This is a genomic window from Flavobacteriales bacterium (genome assembly GCA_016713875.1).
Lineage (GTDB): Bacteria > Bacteroidota > Bacteroidia > Flavobacteriales_F > PHOS-HE28 > PHOS-HE28.
Genome location: JADJOI010000003.1, coordinates 527544 through 545418, shown reverse-complemented (window position 1 = coordinate 545418; position 17875 = coordinate 527544). Strand labels below are relative to the sequence as shown.

Genomic DNA, 17875 nt, shown 5'->3' with positions numbered 1-17875 from the left:
GCGACAAGCCTACGCCACCTTCAGCGCGTTCTCCACCTTCTCCTTCAGCAGGGCGTGCTTCACCACCTCGATCATCTCGGTGACGTAGGTGAAGCGCATGCCCTTGGTGTAGCGCGCGTCGATGTCCTCGATGTCCTTGCGGTTGTCCGCGCTGAGCAGGATCTCCTTGATGCCCGCGCGTTTGGCGGCGAGGATCTTCTCCTTGATGCCGCCGACGGGCAGCACCCGTCCGCGCAGGGTGATCTCGCCGGTCATGGCCGTGAACTTGCGCACCTTCTGCTGGGTGAAGGCGCTGGCGATGCTGGTCAGCATGGCGATGCCGGCGCTGGGACCGTCCTTGGGCGTAGCCCCCTCGGGCACGTGCACGTGCACATTCCAGCGCTTGAACACGTCGGCGTCGATCCCGATGATGTCGCTGTGGGCCTTGAGGTACTCCAGCGCGATGATGGCGCTCTCCTTCATCACGTCGCCCAGGTTGCCGGTGAGGGTGAGCTTGCCCTCGCCCTTGGTGATGCTGGTCTCGATGAAGAGGATGTCCCCACCGGTGGGCGTCCACGCCAGGCCGGTGACCACGCCGGCCACATCGTTGCCCTGGTACTTGTCGCGCGCGTGGCTCGGGCCGTAGATCCTCACCAGGTCGTCCACCGTGATGGTGACGCTGTGCTTCTGCTTGAGCGCGATCTGCTTGGCGCGGTGGCGCACCAGCTTGGCGATGCGCTTCTCCAGGGTGCGCACGCCGCTCTCGTCCGTGTACTGCTCGATGATGGCCTCGATGAGGCCCGGGGCCAGCTTGAGCTGTTTGGGCTTGATGCCGTTCTCGGTGAACTGTTTGGGCAGCAGGTGGCGCAGGGCGATCTCCACCTTCTCCTCCTCGGTGTATCCATTCACCTCGATGATCTCCATGCGGTCGCGCAGCGCCGGATGGATGGTGCTGAGGCTGTTGGCCGTGGCGATGAACATCACGCGGCTGAGGTCGTACTCGATCTCCACGAAATTGTCATGGAACGCGCTGTTCTGCTCGGGGTCCAGCACTTCCAACAGGGCGCTGGCGGGGTCGCCCTGGTTGCTGCGGCCCACCTTGTCGATCTCATCGAGCACGAAGAGCGGGTTGCTGGTGCCGGCCTTCTTCATGCTCTGGATCAAGCGGCCGGGCATGGCGCCGATGTAGGTCTTGCGGTGGCCGCGGATCTCGGCCTCGTCATGCAGCCCCCCCAGGCTCATGCGCACGTACTTGCGGCCCAGGGCTTCGGCCATGCTCTTGCCCAGGCTGGTCTTGCCCACGCCCGGCGGACCGTACAGGCAGATGATCGGGGCCTTCATGTCGCCCTTCAGCTTCAGCACCGCCAGGTGCTCGATGATGCGCTCCTTCACCTTCTCCAGACCGAAGTGGTCGCGGTCCAGGATCTTCTGCGCGTTCCGCAGGTCGAACTTGTCCTCGCTGTACTCGCCCCAGGGCAGCTCAAGGAGCAGCTGCACGTAGTTGTACTGCACGCTGAACTCGGCGCCGGCGGGGTTCATGCGCTGCAGTTTCATCAACTCCTTCTCGAAGGTCTCCCCCACTTTGGCGCTCCACTTCTTCTTCGCCGCCTTCGCCCGCATCTCCTCCAGCTCCTGCTCGATGGGGTTGCCGCCCAGCTCGTCCTGGATGGTCTTCATCTGCTGATGCAGGAAGTACTCGCGCTGCTGGCGGTCCACCTCGGTGCGCACCTTGCTCTGGATCTCGTTCTTCATCTGCAGCATCTGCAGCTCCTTGGTGAGGTGCGCCAGCAGCAGCTTGGCCCGCTCGCGCAGGTCGGCCACCTCCAGCATGCGCTGCTTCTCGGCCACCTCGGCGTTCATGTTGCTGCTGATGAAGTTCACCAGGAACGAGGGCGAGTCGATGTTGCGCAGGGCGAACTGGGCCTCCGTGGGGATGTGCGGGCTCTGCTTGATGATCTCCAGCGCCAGGTCCTTCAAGCTGCTCACCAGGGCATGGAACTCCTTGTCGTCCTTCGCCGGGCGCACCTCCGCGAACTCCTTGATGCGCGCCGTGAAGTAGGGGTCCATGCGCACCATCTCGAGCACCTCGAAGCGCTTCTTGCCCTGGATGATGGCCGTGGTGCTGCCGTCCGGCATCCGCAGCATGCGGATGATCTGCGCCAGCGTGCCCACCCGGTTCAGGTCGTCGGCATTGGGCTCCTCGATCTGGCTGTCCTTCTGGCTCACCACGCCCAGGGTGCGGTTGCCGCGGTACACGTCCTGGATCAGGCGGATGCTGCGATCGCGCCCCACCGTGATGGGGATCACCACGCCGGGGAAGAGCACCGTGTTGCGCAGCGGCAGGATGGGCAGCTCCGGCGGGGTGGTCTCCGCGTTCATCTGCTCCTCGTCCTCGGCCGTGATCAAGGGGATGAGCTCGGTCTCGTTCTCGAGGGCCTCGGAACTGAAGAGGGCAGGGTCGCTGTGCAAGAGGTCGTTCATCAACGTGGGTGCCAGGATGACAGGTTCAAAGGTATCCCCATGACCGGTCAGCGCCGGACGTGGTTTTTTCACAGAAGGCGGGGCCAACCCTTCAAGGCCCATGCCCGGATCCATCGCCTGCCCTTCCGTCAGGTCATGCGCGATCGCCGGCTGTGACGGCATGCACATGGGCGAGCACCGCCCGGTCGGCAGCGTCCAAGGGCATGGAGCGCCGCTCCATCACACGCTGGGCCGTGTGCAGCGCCTTGTCCAAGGCGTGCTCGACAAGCCCATCGGCGCCGCCCCACGAAAAGCAGGGAATGTGTTTCGGGGGAAAGCCCCCGCCGAAGACGTTCGACGCCACACCCACCACCGTGCCGGTGTTGAACATGGTGTTGATGCCGCTTTTGCCGTGGTCGCCCATGATCAGCCCGCAGAACTGCAGCCCCGTATCCGCCATGGCCCGGTCGGCGTAGCTCCACACCTTCACCGGCCCGTAGGTGTTCTTCAGGTTGCTCGTGTTGGTGTCGGCGCCCAGGTTGCACCACTCGCCGAGCACACTGTTGCCCAGGAACCCGTCGTGGCCCTTGTTGCTGTAGCCGAGGATGACGCTGTTGTTGACCTCGCCGCCCACCCGGCATTCCGGCCCGAAGCTGCTCGGCCCGTAGATCTTGGCGCCCATCTTCAGCTGGGCATGCGCGCCCAGGGCGAAGGGGCCACGGATCATTGTCCCCTCCATCACCTCGGCGCCCTTGCCGATGTGGATGGGCCCGCCCCGTGTGTTGAGGATGGCGGCCTCCACCACGGCGCCTTCCTCCAGGAACACGAGGGAGGGGTCGCCCACCACGGTATTGAGGCCGCTCAATGGTTGCGAACGCCGGCCCTCGGTGAGCAGGGCGAAATCGTTGATGATCGCGCGGCCGCAGTGCTGGAAGAGGTGCCAGGGCCGGGTGATCTCCACCACCTCACCGGCGAACGGCACCGGCACCAGGTAGGTGGGTGGTGCGTTCCAGTCCGCCTCCGCCGGGGGTTGTGCGCCCGTGCGGCAGATGGCCAGCACGCGGCCGTCCTTCACCAGCATGCGGCCGGGCTCCAGGTCCAGCACCGCGCTCACCAGCTCCGGCAGGGGCAGCGATCCGCCGCGGACATCCCGCACCACTTCACCGCCGACCTCCGGCCAGCGTTCATGCAAGTAGGCCTCGGTGCGGTGGCCCACCGGGAGCTCGGTCATGCGCCACCACGCCTCGGCGATGGTGAGGATGCCGGGCCGGAGCGCGCCGACGGGGCGCGTGAAGGTGAGCGGCAGCAGGTGGCGATGGGCGCCGGCGTCGTGCAGCAGGATGGCCATGCGCCGAAGGTAGCCCGGAGGCAGGGATCCTATGGACAGGCGGGACTCAGAGCCCGAACAGGGTGCAGACCCAATAGGCCAGACCGGCCAGCAGCGCGCTCACGGGAATGGTGAGGATCCAGGCCCAGAGCAGCTGGATGGTGACGCCCCAGCGGACCGCGCTCAAACGTTTGGTGGCCCCCACGCCGATGATGGACCCGGTGATGGTATGCGTGGTGCTCACCGGGATGCCCATCTGCTCGGTGAGGTAGAGCGTCATGGCGCCGGAGGTCTCGGCGCAGACGCCCTCCAATGGCGTCACCTTGGTGATGCGGGTGCCCATGGTCTTGACGATCTTCCAGCCACCGCTCAGGGTGCCCAGGCCGATGGCCGTGTAGCAGGCCAGCGGCACCCAGGTCGGCATCTCCTTGATGTCCGTGATGGTGCCGTGCGCGATGAGCGCCGCGGTGATGATGCCCATCACCTTTTGGGCGTCGTTGCCGCCGTGGCCGATGCTGAAGGCCGCCGAACTGAACAGCTGAAGCCGCTTGAACATGTTGGCCAGCGTCTGCGCGGTGGGTGTGCGCACCTTCTCGGTGTAGATGTACACGGCGATGAAGAGCAGCACGGTGAACATCAGGCCCACCCGGATGATCGAGTTGTCCGACTTGTTGAGGCCCTTGGCCAGCTTGGCCACGTCCACCTCCGGGTCCGCGGTGCTCCGGATGGCCTCCGCGATGCCCTCCCCCCCGCGTGAGCCGAAGCCCGTGAGGTGTGGGAGCGCGGCCTCGTAGCGTGCGCGCGCGGCCTCCAGGTCCACGGTCCGGGCCGGGTCCTCCGCCGCGGCTTTCTTCAGCACGTCGACCTTGTAGTACTTGGCCAGGTTCTCCTCCAGCTTGCCCTGCTGCAGGTGCATGAACAGGAACCAGGTGGCCATTGCGGCCACGAGGATGAAGGCGATGCGTGTCCACAGGTTGCGCACGATGGTCACCAGCGTGATGAACATGGAGATCACCATGCCCACGAGCGGCGCCAGGAAGATGAACATCACGGTCTTGGTCACCTTGTCGCTTTCGATGACCTCAGTGAGGGCGAACCCCTCGGTGGTGGCCAGGGCATGGGCCAGGGCCGCCCCGGCGAAGCCACCGATGAGCGTATGCGAACTGCTGGACGGGATGCCGTACCACCAGGTGAGCAGGTTCCAGATGATGGCGGCGATGAGGCCGGCCAGGATCACCGGCAGGGTGATGAACTCCTGATGGACCGTTTTGCTGATGGTGTTCGCCACCGCATGGTCCTGGAAGATCCAGAAGGCGGCGAAGTTGAAGAAGGCCGCCCACACCACTGCCTGCAGCGGGGTCAGCACCTTGGTGCTCACCACGGTGGCGATGGAGTTCGCCGCGTCGTGGAAGCCGTTGATGTAGTCGAACACCAGGGCCAGGACAATGATGACGACCAGGAGCGTCATGTCCTCAGGCGTACTTCAGCATGATGGATTCCAGCACGTTGGCCACGTCCTCGCACTTGTCGGTGGCCAGTTCGAGCGTGCCGTACAGGTCGCGCTGCTTGATGAGGGTGATGGGGTCCTTCTCCTGGGCGAAGAGGCGCTGAAGGCCGCGGTCGTGCACCTCATCGGCCTCGTTCTCCACGGCGTTGATGCGCACGACCAGTTCGGCGTGCTGGTTGTCCTTGTGCATCTGCCGCAGGCCCTGCACGGCCAGCTGGATGATCTTGCAGCCTTCGTTCACCAGCCGCGCCAGCTCGTTTGCCGTGTCGTCGGGCTTGCCGATGCCGAACAGCTCCAGGTTCTTCGCCGCCGCCAGGATGAAGTCCGCCACGTCGTCCAGGCTGCTCGCCAGGTAGTGGATGTCCTCCCGGTCCAGCGGGGTGATGAAGTTGCGCGCCAGCTCCGTGAAGATGGTGTGCGTGAGGTCGTCGTTGGCGCGCTCGGTGATCTCCAGACGCTCGAGGATGGCGGTGCGCTGCGCGCCCGGCTCGGTGGTCATGATCGCCAGCAGGTCCTCGCTCATCCGCAGCACGTTCGCCGCCGAGGCCTCGAAGTGGAAGAAGAAGATCCGGTCCTTCGGACGGAAGATCTGGAACAGCGAGCCGAGGGCCATAGGGTGCGGGTTGGGCGCGGCAAAAGTAACCGGGGCATCCGCCCGGGAAGGCCGTACCGAAAGGCTTAACACTGGCTTAACATGGGCCGATGACGGGACCTGACCTAAGTTGCGCCCTGTGGGCCCACCATACGGGCCGGCGTCTCGGTCATGACCTACGAGTTCAACGGATATCGGCCCGTGGTCCATCACTCCGCCTTCGTGCATCCGCAGGCCGTGGTCACCGGCAACGTGGTGATCGGGGCCGACGTGTACATCGGCCCGGGCGCGGCCCTGCGCGGCGACTGGGGGGAGATCGTGGTGAAGGACGGTTGCAACGTGCAGGAGAACTGCACCATCCACATGTTCCCCGGCGTGAAGGTGGTGCTTCACCCAGGCGCGCACATCGGCCACGGTGCCATCATCCATGGGGCCACCATCGGCGCCAACTGCCTGGTGGGCATGAACGCGGTGCTGATGGACAACGTGGTGCTGGGTGAAGGCTGCATCGTGGGCGCGCTCAGCTTCCTTCCGGCCGACAGCGTGTGGGACGCCCGCCAGGTGATCGTGGGCAACCCCGCGCGGGCGGTGAAGGAGGTGAGCGATGAGATGCTCGCGTGGAAGACGGAGGGCACCCGCCTCTACCAGCAACTGCCCGCCCAGCTGCATGCCACGCTCAAGCCCTGCGAGCCGCTGCGCGAGGTGGACCGTAGCAAGCCACCGATCACGGCGCAGTACAGGACCTGGAACGCAACGCGCCGTTCGGACCGACCGGGGAGCAGCCTGGGCGACGACCGGTCCTGACCGCCCCCCTGTCGACGTGCCCGACCCGCACGCCCAGCGCGACCATCAACACCCCACCTTGGGCAACTGCCGGCGCCGGTCCGTCACGGCAACTGGTGGACACACCACCTTCGCCGGCGAACCGAAGCGGCATGCGCGGCCTCTGGACCATCCTTCTGCTGATCGCCAGCAACACATTCATGACCCTGGCGTGGTACGGGCACCTGAAGTTCCAGGAATGGCATTGGGCCAAGCGGCTGGGGCTGTTCAGCATCATCCTCATCAGCTGGGGCATCGCTTTCTTCGAGTACGTGCTGCAGGTACCGGCGAACCGCCTCGGACACGCCGGCCATGGCGGCCCGTTCACCCTGGTTCAGCTGAAGGTGGTGCAGGAGGTGATCACCCTGGTGGTGTTCGCGGTCTTCACCCTCGTCGCCTTCCGGTCCGAACCGCTCCGCTGGAACCACGCCCTGGCCGCGGTGCTGCTGGTGGCGGCCGTCTGGCTCGTCTTCAAGGACCGCTGACCGATGCAGATCCCGCTGCTCCAGGAGATCGTCATCATCCTCGGCCTGTCCGTGGGCATGATCCTGCTCTTCAAGCGCTTCAAGCTGCCCGTGCTGTTGGGCTTCCTGGCCACCGGCGCGCTCTGCGGTCCGCACGGCTTCGGTCTGGTGGGCGCCACGCACGAGGTGGAGCTTCTCGCCGAGGTCGGCGTCATCTTCCTGTTGTTCGTCATCGGCATCGAGTTCAGCCTCTCGAGCCTGGTCTCGGTGGCGCGCACGGTCCTGGTGGGCGGCACGCTGCAGGTGGCGGGCACCGTGGCCCTCACCGCCGCCGCGGCCCACGCGCTGGGCCTGGCCTGGCCGCCGAGCATCTTCCTGGGCTTCCTGTTCGCCCTCAGCAGCACGGCCATCGTGCTGAAGCTGCTGCAGGAGCAAGGGGCCGTGGGCGCGCCGCACGGCCGCGTGGCCTCGGCCATGCTCATCTACCAGGACATCGTCGTGGTGCCCATGATCCTGCTGACGCCCATGCTGGCGGGGCGCAGCTCCGATCCCTTCGGCGACCTCTTCGGCATGCTCGGCAAGATGCTGGTGCTGCTCGCCATCATCTATGTGCTGGCCCGATATGCCGTGCCCCGTCTGCTGGACGCCGTGGTGCGCACCCACAGCCGCGAGCTCTTCATCACCACCATCGTGGTGCTGTGCTTCGCCACGGCGTGGCTCACCAGTGCCATCGGCCTCAGCCTGGCCCTCGGCGCGTTCTTCGCCGGGCTCGTGATCAGCGAGAGCGAGCACCGGTTCCAGGCCACCGGGAACATCCTCCCCTTCCACGAGGTCTTCATCAGCTTCTTCTTCGTCAGCATCGGCATGCTGCTCGACGCCGGATACCTGGTGAAGCACCTCGGTCTGGTGATCGCCTTCACGGTGCTGACCCTGGTGGGCAAGACGCTCATCGCAACAGCGGCGGCCATGGTGCTGCGGTATCCGCTGCGGACCGCGCTCCTCACGGGCCTTGCGCTCTGCCAGGTGGGCGAGTTCGCCTTCATCCTCAGTGCCACGGGCCTGGAACAGAAGCTGCTCACCCGCGACCATTACCAGCTCTTCCTCTCGGTGTCCATCGCCACCATGGGCCTGGCGCCGGTGATCATCGGCGGTTCGGGCCGGTGGACCGCGGTGCTGCTGCGCCTATTCGTGCCCGTGCGGCTGCGGCACCGCCTGGACGCCCTGGTGCAGGCCCGCACCGAGGCGCGCACCACCCACCGGCTGAGCGACCACCTGGTCATCGTCGGCTACGGGCTCAACGGCCGCAACGTGGCCCAGACCGCCCGGTTGGCCGGCATCGCCCATGTGGTGGTGGAGATGGACCCCGACCTCGCCGAACAGGCGCGGAGCCTGGGCGCGGACGTCATCATCGGCGACGCCAGCAACGAGCACGTGCTGGAGGAGGTGCATGTGGCCAGGGCCCGCGTGGTGGTGGTGGCCATCAGCGACCCGGCAGCCACCCGCCGTGTGGTGAGCCGCGTTCGACGCATGAGCGACGCTCCGCACCTCATCGTCCGCACCCGCTACCTCAACGACATCGAGGAGCTGCGCAGGTTGGGCGCCAACGAGGTCGTGCCCGAGGAGTTCGAGACCTCGATCGAGATCTTCGCCCGCACCCTGCGCCGTTACCTGGTGCCGGAGAACGAAGTGGAGGAGCTCGTGACGCGCGTCCGCGGTTCGCACTACCGGGCCTTGCGCTCCATGGACCGCGGTGGGCCGCCCGAAACGCTGGCCGTGAACCCGTCCGAGCAGGAGCTCGCCGCCCTTCCCGTGCGGTTCGGCAAGGGCCGTGTGGTGGGCCAACGACTGATGGATGTGGACCTCAAGGGCCGGTTCGGGGTCAGCGTGCTCGCTATCAAACGCGGCGGTCGTGTCCTCACCGGCGTGGACGGCACAAGCCGTGTGCAGCCGGACGACGTGCTGTACGTGCTGGGCCCGCCCGATGGCGTGAACATGCTCGACCGCATGTTGCGCGACTGATCGCCGAACCCTCGCCCTTCCCTTCACGTAGCAGGGGGCCCATGCCCGCCGCTGACCACATCGAGCACATCCTCTTGATCGACGATGAAGAGGACTGCAACTTCGTCACCCGCATGGTGCTGAAGCGCAGCGGCTTCACCGGGCGCATCACCTGCTTCACCAACGCCACCACGGCCTTGGAGCACCTCCGTTCGGAGCGGGACCGACCCGACCTGATGTTCGTCGACATCAACATGCCGGGCATGACCGGCTTCGACCTGGTCGGCGCATGCGAGGACGACGGCATCCTGCCGAACGACCACACCTCGGTGGTGATGTTCAGCTCAAGCAACCGACCCTGTGACATGGACCAGGCCCGGCGCTACCGGTCCGTGATCGGCTATGTCGAAAAGGCGCTCACTGTGGAATCCTTCGAACGTGTCGTGGCCGGCCATCAGGCACGCAAGGCCTCCGAAAACACCCCCACCCCATGAAAAAGGTCCTGATCATCGAGGATGAGGCCATCATCTCCTTCGGCTACCGCCTACAGATCGAGCGCATGGGCTTCGAGGTGATCGGGGTGGCCCGCAGCAGCGAGGAGGCCGAGGACCTGCTCGACCAGGAACGCCCCGATGTGATCATCATGGACGTGTACCTCAAGGGCCCGCGCACCGGCCTGGACCTCGCCCGGCAGATCCACGCCACGGACCCCATCCCCATCCTGTTCCTGACGGCCAGCACCAAGCCCGAGGTGGTGGACGCCATCCGGGCACTGAAAGGGGCGCGCTACCTGGCGAAACCCATCAGCTCCGACGGCCTCACGGACATGCTGGAGCAACTGCTCCGCGCCAATGTCGCCCACTGAGCCCACCGGCACCGGTGACCCCCGCGCCCTGAACGAGCGGCTGCACCGGCTCTCGCACGACCTCAAGAACCGCATCGGCGCCACGCTGGAGGCCCTCCGCGGCCTGCGGGAGCCGGTGCCCGGCCTCGATGCCGATGAGCTGCACCGCTTCGCCGAGCGCAACCTCTTCCTGGCCATGCACACCCTGGAACGCGCGCTCGATGACCTCGGCGTGGAACGTGGTCCGGGTGCACTGGACCTGCGCCCCACCGACCTTGCGTCCATCGCGCGGCTCGCGGCGGAGCGCAGTGCAGCACGCTTCGCCCGCAAACAGCAGACCCTGGATCTCGACATCGCCGGGCCGCTGCCGATCCGTGGGGAACAGGACGTGCTCGTCGACCTGGTGCACGCGCTGCTGACCAACGCGTCGAAGTTCGCCCCCGAAGGTTCCACCATCCGGATGCAAGCCATACCCCACGACCAGGATGCCGTGGTGCGCGTGATCGACCGGGGTGTGGGACTGAGCGCGGAGGACCTCGCACAGGTGTTCGACCGCTACGCCTGGCTCGGATCGCAGCCCACCGCCGGTGAAGGCCAATCCAGAAGCACGCTGGCACGGGCCCGGCAGTGGGCGCAAGCGCACGGAGGCCGCCTGGTGGCGCATAGCGCCGGCCCGGGCACCGGATGCACCTTCATGCTGGCCGTGCCCCTCAGCTCGGGCGCGTGATCCGCTTGGCCACCCGCTGGCCCTTGGCGTTCATCGCCACGTTGAACTCCAGCTCATCCCCCACCACCAGTTCGGCGAAGGGAATGTCGATCAGGTCGTCGCGCAGGAAGAACAGGTTGTTGTCGGGGAAGCGGATGAAGCCGTAACCGTTGTGAAGGCTCATCACCGTGCTCCGGTGCCGCTCATCGTCCACCGGCAGCGCAGCGGACATGGGCGCCCCCTCCTCGCCCTCGCGCACCGTGGTGTCGCGCAGCACGAACAGTTCCCGCACCACCGCGTCATTGTCGCGCAGGCCCTCGTCGATCAGGTCGTGCATCGGCATCGGATAGCTCACCTCGTTCCACAGGTCCGTGCTCGTCTTGGTCACCTGCACCTCTCCGCTCTCCTGATCGGTGAACTCGAAATCCCAGCCGAGCAGCATGGTCTTGCAGCCCAGCGCATGCAGCTTGCGCACCAGTGGCACATGGTCGCCATCGCTGGCGATCAGCACCACGATGTCGTAGCGCTTCAGCATGCACAGCTCGTAGGTCTCCAACGCCATCAGCACGTCGATCCCCTTCTCCCGTTTGCGGCCCATGAGGTCCTTCACCGGCAGGTAGTGCGTCTGCACCGCGTTGTACATCAGCACATCGTCGAACACGCGGTCGTAGTAAAGCTGGTTCGGCTTCTCGTTGGCCTCCCGCGCCGTGAAGCGCCCGCGGAAGAAATGCGCGTCGATGATGTGGCAGAGATTGGGGTGCGTGCCTTCGCGTTCGCCCACCATGTGGCGGATGTAGTCGTGCAGGCCACCGATGTGGATGCGCCGGCGGTGCGGATGCACATAGTTGTAGTAGTTGCTGACGTGGGTGAAGTAGCTGCCGTCATAGAAGACGCCCACTTTGAGGGCCGTTGCACCTGCCATGGATGTGAAGTTGATGGTGAAGAGGGCGGCAAAAGTAGTCCTCATCCCGCACCACCCCCGTACCTTCGCCGCACCATGCGCGGCCTGCTGCTGTTGTGCTCCTGGCTGGTGGCGTTCGGTCTTCGGGCACAGGCCGACAGCACCCAGGCCCTGGTGATCTCGGCCGCCTACAGTCTTCCGCTGAGCCAGGCGCAGGTGATCGAACGGGCGCAGCGGGCCTGGACCCAGACCTTTGGCCGGGAGCCGGGGGCCGCGCTGGCGCCCGCAGGCGATCGCTCCGATCAGCTGGAGGGCAGCGCGCACTTCAACTTCCGGTCGAGGGACATCACGGGCCGCGAGGAAACGATGGGCCGGGTGAGCTACCGGGTGCGGATCAGCGCCACCAATGGCGGCTGCGACGTGAGCATCGGCCCCTTCCGCCACGCGGGCAACCGCAGCGCCATGCGCGGTGGCACCGACCTGGGCGTGATCACCGCCGGAGGGCCCGCGCTCAAGCGCCCCACCGGCCTGTCCGGCCGGACGGTCACCGGGCTGCTGGCCGAGATCCGCTACCTCGCCCGCCAGCGGTCCGAAGGGTTGCTGCGCAATTTCGGCGCCCTGCTCCGCGACGAACCCTGACCGGGGGAACCTCCGGGCCGCGGCCTCCGTTGAACCGGACGCTAACGCCCCCGCTTGGACCACCGCTCCCATCGTTTCTGGCCGATCGTCGCCACCGTGCTGGCGGTCCTGTTCATCTCGTTCGACCTGCATCTGGTCTCCCGGGCGCGGAACGTTCAGCAACGCATGGGCGCCGAGGTCGAGCTCCTGGACGCCCTGGGCCGGATGAGCCGGGCCGTGGGCGAGCTGCCCACCATGCACCGCGTGGACATGCACACCGGCCGCGGCCACTGGGAAGCGCGCATGACGGAGCTCCGCGCCGAGCTCGATCGCACAGCGGCACGGTTCGCCCATGAACCCGGCATGGCCGAGCTGCCCACAAAACTCATGCTGGCCCTCGACCAAGCCGACTCCCTCCACCACCTCGCCGAGGTGCAGGCCGCCGATCTTCGGGAGGAACGCACCGCCCAGGCCATCCTGCAGCTGGTGGCCCAACGCGCCTCCAAGTCCATCGAACGCACGGCCCGGACCGTCCACGAGCAGGGCCTCAGCATCCACTCCGCACTGCTCAGCCGCCGCTGGGACGAGGCCCAGGTGCTCATGTTCCTGTCCTGCCTCATGGCCGTTGTCTTCGCCTTGCTCGTGGGTATGAACCGCCGTCTCCTGGTGGACAGCCGCCAGCGTGGCGATCAGCTCGCCGACGCCAAGCAACGGCTCGAACAGACCAACCGCGAGCTCCGTGAAACGATGCTCAGCAAGGAGGAGAAGGAGGTGATGCTGAAGGAGATCCACCATCGCGTGAAGAACAACCTGCAGATCGTCCGCAGCCTCATCCGCTTCCAGATGGACCAGGTGGACGATCCGCGCGTCACCGAGCTCTTCAATGAGTGCATCACCCGGGTGAGCGCCATGGCCCTGGTGCATGAGCAGACCTACCTCAGCAAGGACCTGGCGAACATCGATGTGCGGTCGTACCTCGAGAGCCTGGTCCGCGACCTGATCCATGCCTATGCCGTGGGCATCCGCCTCAAGCAGGACATCGACATCCAGGTGAAGACGCTCGGTGTGGACACCTTGGTCCCGCTGGGGCTGCTGATCAACGAGGTCATCAGCAACAGCTTCAAGTACGCCTTCAAGGGCCGGATGGAGGGCACGCTCACCGTGCATCTCAGCGGCAGCGAGGAAGGCGGCCTGCTGCTCCGCATCGGTGATGACGGACCGGGCATGCCCAGCCGCGACAAATGGGACCGCCCCAACAGCCTCGGCATGGAGCTGATCCACACCCTCGCCGGTCAGTTGGACGCCGACATCGACCTGCAGCCCGTGCCCGGCACGCACTACGAGCTGCGCGGCCACAAGCTCGGTCGACGCAAGGTGGCCTGAGGCCAACCGCCGGTCACGGCACGCCGCCGCACAGGCGACGCGGACCCGGCTATTTTCGCGGTCCCAAACCCGGTCATGAAACACGCCACCCTGTCCGCAGCCGTTCTGCTGGCCGCCTGCGGCACGCCCGATGCCAATTCCGTGGAGAAGATCACCTACCCCGCCACCCGCCAGGACAGCACCGCCGGCGACAGCCTGCACGGCAACTGGGTGTCCGACCCGTATCGCTGGCTGGAGAACGACACCAGCGCCGAGACCGCCGACTGGGTGAAGGACCAGAACGCCGTCACCAATGCGCTCCTCGCCAAGATCCCCTTCCGCGACAGCCTGGCCAAGCGCTACGAGCAACTCTACAACTTCCCGAAGGTGAACGGCCCCATGCGCGTGGGCGACCTGTACTTCATCTGGAAGAACAGCGGCCTGCAGAACCAGAGCGTGATCCATGTGCGCAAGGGCCTCGACGGCGAGGACCAGGTCTTCATCGACCCCAACCAGCTCGACCCCGCCGGCACCACCACGTACAGCCCCATCGGCAGCAGCCACGACGACCGCTACATGGCCGTAGGCGTGCAGAAGGCCGGTAGCGACTGGCAGGAGATCATGGTGTACGACCTCACCACGCTGAAGCCCACGACCGATCTGCTCAAGTGGAGCAAGTTCAGTGGGGCCGCGTGGTACAAGGACGGCTTCTTCTACAGCCGCTACCCCACCCCCGCCAAGGGCACCGAACTGAGCGCCGCAAGCAAGTTCCAGAAGGTGTACTACCACAAGCTGGGCGATCCCCAGGAGAAGGACGTGCTGGTGTGGGAGAACAAGGAGAACGGCGACCTCTACGTGGGCGCCGGCGTCACGGAGGGTGAGGAGTTCGCCACGCTGTACGTGAGCACCGGCACCGACGGCTTCGAGCAGTACTTCCACGACCTGCGCACCGGCGGCATCCCCACACCGGCCACCGCGTGGGTGCCGCTGCAGACCGGCTTCGACCACAAGACCAGCATCGTCGACCTCGTGCCCGCCACCGGCAAATTCCTGGTGATGACGGAGGTGGACGCACCGAACTACCGCCTGGTGGAAGTGGACCCGAAGAGCCCCGCCAAGGAGAACTGGAAGGACATCATCCCCGAAGGCAACGAGCTCTTGCAGGGCGTGAGCACGGGCGGCGGCCTGCTCTTCGCGGAATACCTGAAGGACGCCACCAGCCGCTTCCACCGCATGAAGCTGGACGGCACCGACAAGCAGGAGATCACACTACCTGATATCGGCAGCGCCGGAGGCTTCGGTGGCAAGCGCAACGACACCTTCAGCTTCTTCAGCTTCACCAGCTTCACCGACCCCGGCAGCATCTACAAATACGACTACGCCACCGGCACGAGTGAGGTCTGGTTCCGGCCGGAACTGAAGTTCGACCCCGCACAGTTCGTCACCGAACAGGTGTTCTATCCCAGCAAGGACGGTACGAAGGTGCCGATGTTCATCGTGCACAGGAAGGGCGTGGAGAAGAACGGCAGCAACCCCACGCTGCTCTACGCCTACGGCGGCTTCAACGTGAGCCTCACGCCCAGCTTCAGCACCAGCCGCATGCTGCTGCTCGAACAAGGCGGCGTCTTCGCCCTGGCGAACCTGCGTGGTGGCGGCGAATACGGCGAGGACTGGCATCGCGCCGGCATGAAGGAGAAGAAGCAGAACGTGTTCGACGACTTCATCGCCGCGGCGGAATACCTGATCGCCGAGAAGTGGACCGACACGCCACACCTGGGCATCAACGGCGGCAGCAACGGCGGCCTGCTGGTGGGCGCGGTGATGACGCAGCGCCCCGACCTCTTCGGCGTGTGCTTCCCCGAAGTGGGCGTGCTGGACATGCTGCGCTTCCAGAAGTTCACCGCCGGTTTCGGGTGGACGCCGGAGTACGGCAACGCAGAGACCAGCAAGGCCGAGTTCGATTTTCTGAAGGCCTACAGCCCGCTGCACAACGTGAAGCCCGCCAAGTACCCGGCCACGCTGGTGATGACCGCCGATCACGACGACCGCGTGGTGCCCGCGCACAGCTTCAAGTTCATCAGCGCGCTGCAGCCCGCCCAGCAGGGTGACGCGCCCGTGATGATCCGCGTGGAGACCCAGGCCGGCCACGGCGCAGGCAAGCCCACCAGCAAGATCATCGAGGAACAGGCGGACAAGTGGGCCTTCTTCTTCCACAACGTGGGGGTGACGCCGAAATTCTAGGGAGCGGAGCGAAGCTCAAGTGGCGAGTGGCGAGTGACGAGTGGCGAGTAAATGCACTGCCTCATAGGACACGTGCATTTACTCGCCACTCAAAGGCCATAGGCCGAACTCGCCACTCGCCACTCTTGATCCTGTATGCTCATGCACTTCACCCTGCGCCCCTTTCACACGGATGATCTGACCGCCCTGGTGAAGCACGCCAACGACCCGACCGTGGCGGCCCACCTCACCGATGCCTTCCCCCATCCCTACACCGAAGCGCATGGCCGCGCGTTCATCGAACAGGCCCTGAAGAGCCCTCCTCTCCGGCGCTGCATCGACATCGGCGGTGAATGCATCGGTGCCATCGGTCTGCATCCGAAGTCCGATCTGTGGCGGCGCAACCTGGAGCTGGGCTACTGGCTGGCGAAGGAGCACCGCGGGAAGGGCATCATGACGGACGCGATCCGGCAGATGGTGCAGCTCGGTTTTGCGACGTTCCCGGAGATCACGCGCATCTACGCCACCCCCTTCGGCAGCAACACCGCCTCCCAGAAAGCCCTGGAGAAGGCCGGCTTCGCGCTGGAGGCCACCCTCATCGGCACGCTGGTGAAGAACGACCGCGTGGAGGACGAGTGGATCTACGCCGTGCGGCGCGGTTGAGGTACAGCTCCGGCGCCCTTCTCCCCCGGCGACCCTGATGGACGTCCTTGGCCGGAAGGTCCGGAGTGCCGATCTTTCTTCCTCCCGGCATGGACCCCTTCCTTGAACCCGGCACAGGTCCGCACTCGCTCTTGGTGCGGCTGCTGATCACGCTCGGCATCGGCCTGCTCATCGGGCTCGAGCGCGAGTACGCCAAGCGCGTGGTGGACAAGGAGGAGCCGTTCGCCGGCGTGCGCACCTACCCGCTGATCGCGCTGCTCGGCTTCCTCTGCGCCCTGCTGGGTGAACAGGTCGGACCCACCTTCCTGGTGGTCGGCTTCGCAGGCCTCTTCGCCATGGTGGTGGCCTCCTACGTGATGATGGCCCGGGCCGCGAGCTTCGGCATCACCACCGAACTGGCCGGCATCATCGCCTTCCTGCTCGGTGTGCTCGTCTTCGCCGACCGCATCCTGCTGGCCACCACCATCACCGTGCTGGTCGTGAGCCTGCTCACTCTGAAGGTGCGCCTGCACACGTTCATCGCCACCCTCTCCCCCGCCGACATCCGCGCCTTCATCCAGTTCACCATCATCTCGGCGCTGGTGCTGCCCTTCCTGCCCCACGGCGGCATCGGCCCGAGCGGGGTCTGGGACCTGCAGGAGGTCTGGACGATGGTGATCCTGGTGACCGGCATCAGCCTGGCGGGCTATCTCCTGGTGAAGCTCTTCGGTGGCCGCAAAGGCACCTTGTTCGAAGGCCTCATCGGCGGCCTGGTGAGCAGCACCGCCGTGACGCTCAGCCTCTCGCGCCGCTCCCGTTCGGGCCCTTCGATCAACCAACGCCTCGCCGCGGTGGGCATCGTGGCCGCCACGTCCGTGATGTATCCCCGCATCCTGCTCGAGACCTGGGTGGTGGACCGCGGTCTGGCCCTGCGCCTGCTGCCCGCCATCCTCGCCGTCACCGCCACGGCGGTGCTGGCCGCCACCCTCCTCTGGCGCCGCGAGGACCACCTCCAGCGGTCCGGCGCACCGGAGCCCCTGCAGGTGACCAACCCGCTCAACTTCGGCGTGGCCCTGCAGTTCGGTGCGGTGTACATGCTCGTGCAATGGCTCATGCTGCTCGCCACCGTCCACTACCCTGCGCAGGGCCTGTATGCGGCCGGGCTGCTCTTCGGTGCCACCGACATGGATGCCATCACGCTGTCCATCGCCCGGCAGAGCGAGCTGAATGAAGTCCGGCGCGCCACGGCCATCCTGCTCGCCACCGTGTCCAACACCCTGATGAAGTTCGCACTGGTGGTGGTCTTCGGCGAGCGCGGCCTCCGCACCCGGGTCGGCATCGGCTTCGGTGCCATCCTTGTGGCGACCGTGATCGCCCTCCTCCTCGGGTAACGATCCACCACCGCATCCGCCCGCCCCCGACCGGTCGGCCTA

16 protein-coding genes are annotated in these 17875 nt (G+C 66.1%); 11 read left to right on the top strand and 5 right to left on the bottom strand.

Annotated elements, in window-relative coordinates:
* Positions 1–9: 9 nt before the first annotated feature.
* The 4 genes from lon to IPJ87_03700 form a co-directional block, all read right to left on the bottom strand.
* The gene (gene lon / locus IPJ87_03715; GenBank protein MBK7940974.1) at positions 10–2460 is read right to left on the bottom strand and encodes an endopeptidase La; all 2451 of its coding nucleotides are present in this window, start codon (positions 2458–2460) and stop codon (positions 10–12) included.
* Between the two features lie 133 nt (positions 2461–2593).
* Positions 2594–3787 carry a GlmU family protein gene (locus tag IPJ87_03710; protein MBK7940973.1) on the bottom strand — a complete coding sequence of 398 codons (1194 nt, stop codon included), beginning with the start codon at positions 3785–3787 and terminating at the stop codon, positions 2594–2596.
* 46 nt (positions 3788–3833) lie between these two features.
* Entirely contained in the window at positions 3834–5234 is a 1401-nt protein-coding gene (locus tag IPJ87_03705) for an inorganic phosphate transporter (protein ID MBK7940972.1), read from the bottom strand.
* A gap of 4 nt (positions 5235–5238) precedes the next feature.
* The gene (locus IPJ87_03700; protein ID MBK7940971.1) at positions 5239–5886 is read right to left on the bottom strand and encodes a DUF47 domain-containing protein; all 648 of its coding nucleotides are present in this window, start codon (positions 5884–5886) and stop codon (positions 5239–5241) included.
* Positions 5887–6036: 150 nt separating this feature from the next.
* Between IPJ87_03700 and IPJ87_03695 the strand changes: the two genes are divergently transcribed.
* The 6 genes from IPJ87_03695 (at position 6037) to IPJ87_03670 (ending at position 10720) form a co-directional block, all read left to right on the top strand.
* A complete protein-coding gene (locus IPJ87_03695) occupies positions 6037–6669 on the top strand; it encodes a transferase hexapeptide repeat family protein (protein MBK7940970.1) in 633 nt (210 codons plus the stop codon).
* 131 nt (positions 6670–6800) lie between these two features.
* Positions 6801–7172: a DMT family protein gene (locus IPJ87_03690; GenBank protein MBK7940969.1), complete on the top strand. Its 372-nt coding sequence runs from the start codon at positions 6801–6803 to the stop codon at positions 7170–7172.
* 3 nt (positions 7173–7175) lie between these two features.
* Positions 7176–9170 carry a cation:proton antiporter gene (locus IPJ87_03685; GenBank protein MBK7940968.1) on the top strand — a complete coding sequence of 665 codons (1995 nt, stop codon included), beginning with the start codon at positions 7176–7178 and terminating at the stop codon, positions 9168–9170.
* 41 nt (positions 9171–9211) lie between these two features.
* Positions 9212–9643 carry a response regulator gene (locus IPJ87_03680; protein ID MBK7940967.1) on the top strand — a complete coding sequence of 144 codons (432 nt, stop codon included), beginning with the start codon at positions 9212–9214 and terminating at the stop codon, positions 9641–9643.
* Positions 9640–10014: a response regulator gene (locus tag IPJ87_03675; GenBank protein ID MBK7940966.1), complete on the top strand. Its 375-nt coding sequence runs from the start codon at positions 9640–9642 to the stop codon at positions 10012–10014. Before IPJ87_03680 ends, IPJ87_03675 begins: the two co-directional genes overlap by 4 nt.
* Complete coding sequence (locus IPJ87_03670; protein ID MBK7940965.1) at positions 10001–10720, top strand: HAMP domain-containing histidine kinase; 720 nt, start codon at positions 10001–10003, stop codon at positions 10718–10720. Before IPJ87_03675 ends, IPJ87_03670 begins: the two co-directional genes overlap by 14 nt.
* Here the strand turns inward: IPJ87_03670 and IPJ87_03665 are convergent.
* Complete coding sequence (locus IPJ87_03665; GenBank protein MBK7940964.1) at positions 10704–11621, bottom strand: NYN domain-containing protein; 918 nt, start codon at positions 11619–11621, stop codon at positions 10704–10706. The genes IPJ87_03670 and IPJ87_03665 overlap by 17 nt on opposite strands.
* A gap of 75 nt (positions 11622–11696) precedes the next feature.
* Between IPJ87_03665 and IPJ87_03660 the strand changes: the two genes are divergently transcribed.
* The 5 genes from IPJ87_03660 to IPJ87_03640 all read left to right on the top strand — a co-directional run bounded on the left by IPJ87_03660 (position 11697) and on the right by IPJ87_03640 (position 17833).
* Positions 11697–12239 (top strand): hypothetical protein, encoded by a 543-nt coding sequence (locus IPJ87_03660; GenBank protein ID MBK7940963.1) that lies wholly within the window; start codon positions 11697–11699, stop codon positions 12237–12239.
* 54 nt (positions 12240–12293) lie between these two features.
* Positions 12294–13601, top strand: coding sequence for a sensor histidine kinase (locus IPJ87_03655; protein ID MBK7940962.1), 1308 nt, complete (start codon positions 12294–12296; stop codon positions 13599–13601).
* 75 nt (positions 13602–13676) lie between these two features.
* Positions 13677–15821: a S9 family peptidase gene (locus IPJ87_03650; GenBank protein MBK7940961.1), complete on the top strand. Its 2145-nt coding sequence runs from the start codon at positions 13677–13679 to the stop codon at positions 15819–15821.
* 141 nt (positions 15822–15962) lie between these two features.
* The gene (locus tag IPJ87_03645; GenBank protein MBK7940960.1) at positions 15963–16463 is read left to right on the top strand and encodes a GNAT family N-acetyltransferase; all 501 of its coding nucleotides are present in this window, start codon (positions 15963–15965) and stop codon (positions 16461–16463) included.
* 89 nt (positions 16464–16552) lie between these two features.
* The gene (locus tag IPJ87_03640) at positions 16553–17833 is read left to right on the top strand and encodes an MgtC/SapB family protein (GenBank protein ID MBK7940959.1); all 1281 of its coding nucleotides are present in this window, start codon (positions 16553–16555) and stop codon (positions 17831–17833) included.
* The last annotated feature ends 42 nt before the right edge of the window (positions 17834–17875 follow it).

What these genes read in the sequence shown, in the direction of transcription:
- IPJ87_03710 (MBK7940973.1), bottom strand. Translation starts at nt 3,787, where the DNA reads ATGGCCATCCTGCTGCACGACGCCGGCGCCCATCGCCACCTGCTGCCG.
- IPJ87_03685 (MBK7940968.1), top strand. Translation starts at nt 7,176, where the DNA reads ATGCAGATCCCGCTGCTCCAGGAGATCGTCATCATCCTCGGCCTGTCC.
- IPJ87_03695 (MBK7940970.1), top strand. Translation starts at nt 6,037, where the DNA reads ATGACCTACGAGTTCAACGGATATCGGCCCGTGGTCCATCACTCCGCC.
- IPJ87_03665 (MBK7940964.1), bottom strand. Translation starts at nt 11,621, where the DNA reads ATGGCAGGTGCAACGGCCCTCAAAGTGGGCGTCTTCTATGACGGCAGC.
- IPJ87_03645 (MBK7940960.1), top strand. Translation starts at nt 15,963, where the DNA reads ATGCACTTCACCCTGCGCCCCTTTCACACGGATGATCTGACCGCCCTG.
- IPJ87_03700 (MBK7940971.1), bottom strand. Translation starts at nt 5,886, where the DNA reads ATGGCCCTCGGCTCGCTGTTCCAGATCTTCCGTCCGAAGGACCGGATC.
- IPJ87_03660 (MBK7940963.1), top strand. Translation starts at nt 11,697, where the DNA reads ATGCGCGGCCTGCTGCTGTTGTGCTCCTGGCTGGTGGCGTTCGGTCTT.
- IPJ87_03705 (MBK7940972.1), bottom strand. Translation starts at nt 5,234, where the DNA reads ATGACGCTCCTGGTCGTCATCATTGTCCTGGCCCTGGTGTTCGACTAC.
- IPJ87_03640 (MBK7940959.1), top strand. Translation starts at nt 16,553, where the DNA reads ATGGACCCCTTCCTTGAACCCGGCACAGGTCCGCACTCGCTCTTGGTG.
- IPJ87_03680 (MBK7940967.1), top strand. Translation starts at nt 9,212, where the DNA reads ATGCCCGCCGCTGACCACATCGAGCACATCCTCTTGATCGACGATGAA.
- IPJ87_03690 (MBK7940969.1), top strand. Translation starts at nt 6,801, where the DNA reads ATGCGCGGCCTCTGGACCATCCTTCTGCTGATCGCCAGCAACACATTC.
- IPJ87_03650 (MBK7940961.1), top strand. Translation starts at nt 13,677, where the DNA reads ATGAAACACGCCACCCTGTCCGCAGCCGTTCTGCTGGCCGCCTGCGGC.
- IPJ87_03670 (MBK7940965.1), top strand. Translation starts at nt 10,001, where the DNA reads ATGTCGCCCACTGAGCCCACCGGCACCGGTGACCCCCGCGCCCTGAAC.
- lon (MBK7940974.1), bottom strand. Translation starts at nt 2,460, where the DNA reads ATGAACGACCTCTTGCACAGCGACCCTGCCCTCTTCAGTTCCGAGGCC.
- IPJ87_03675 (MBK7940966.1), top strand. Translation starts at nt 9,640, where the DNA reads ATGAAAAAGGTCCTGATCATCGAGGATGAGGCCATCATCTCCTTCGGC.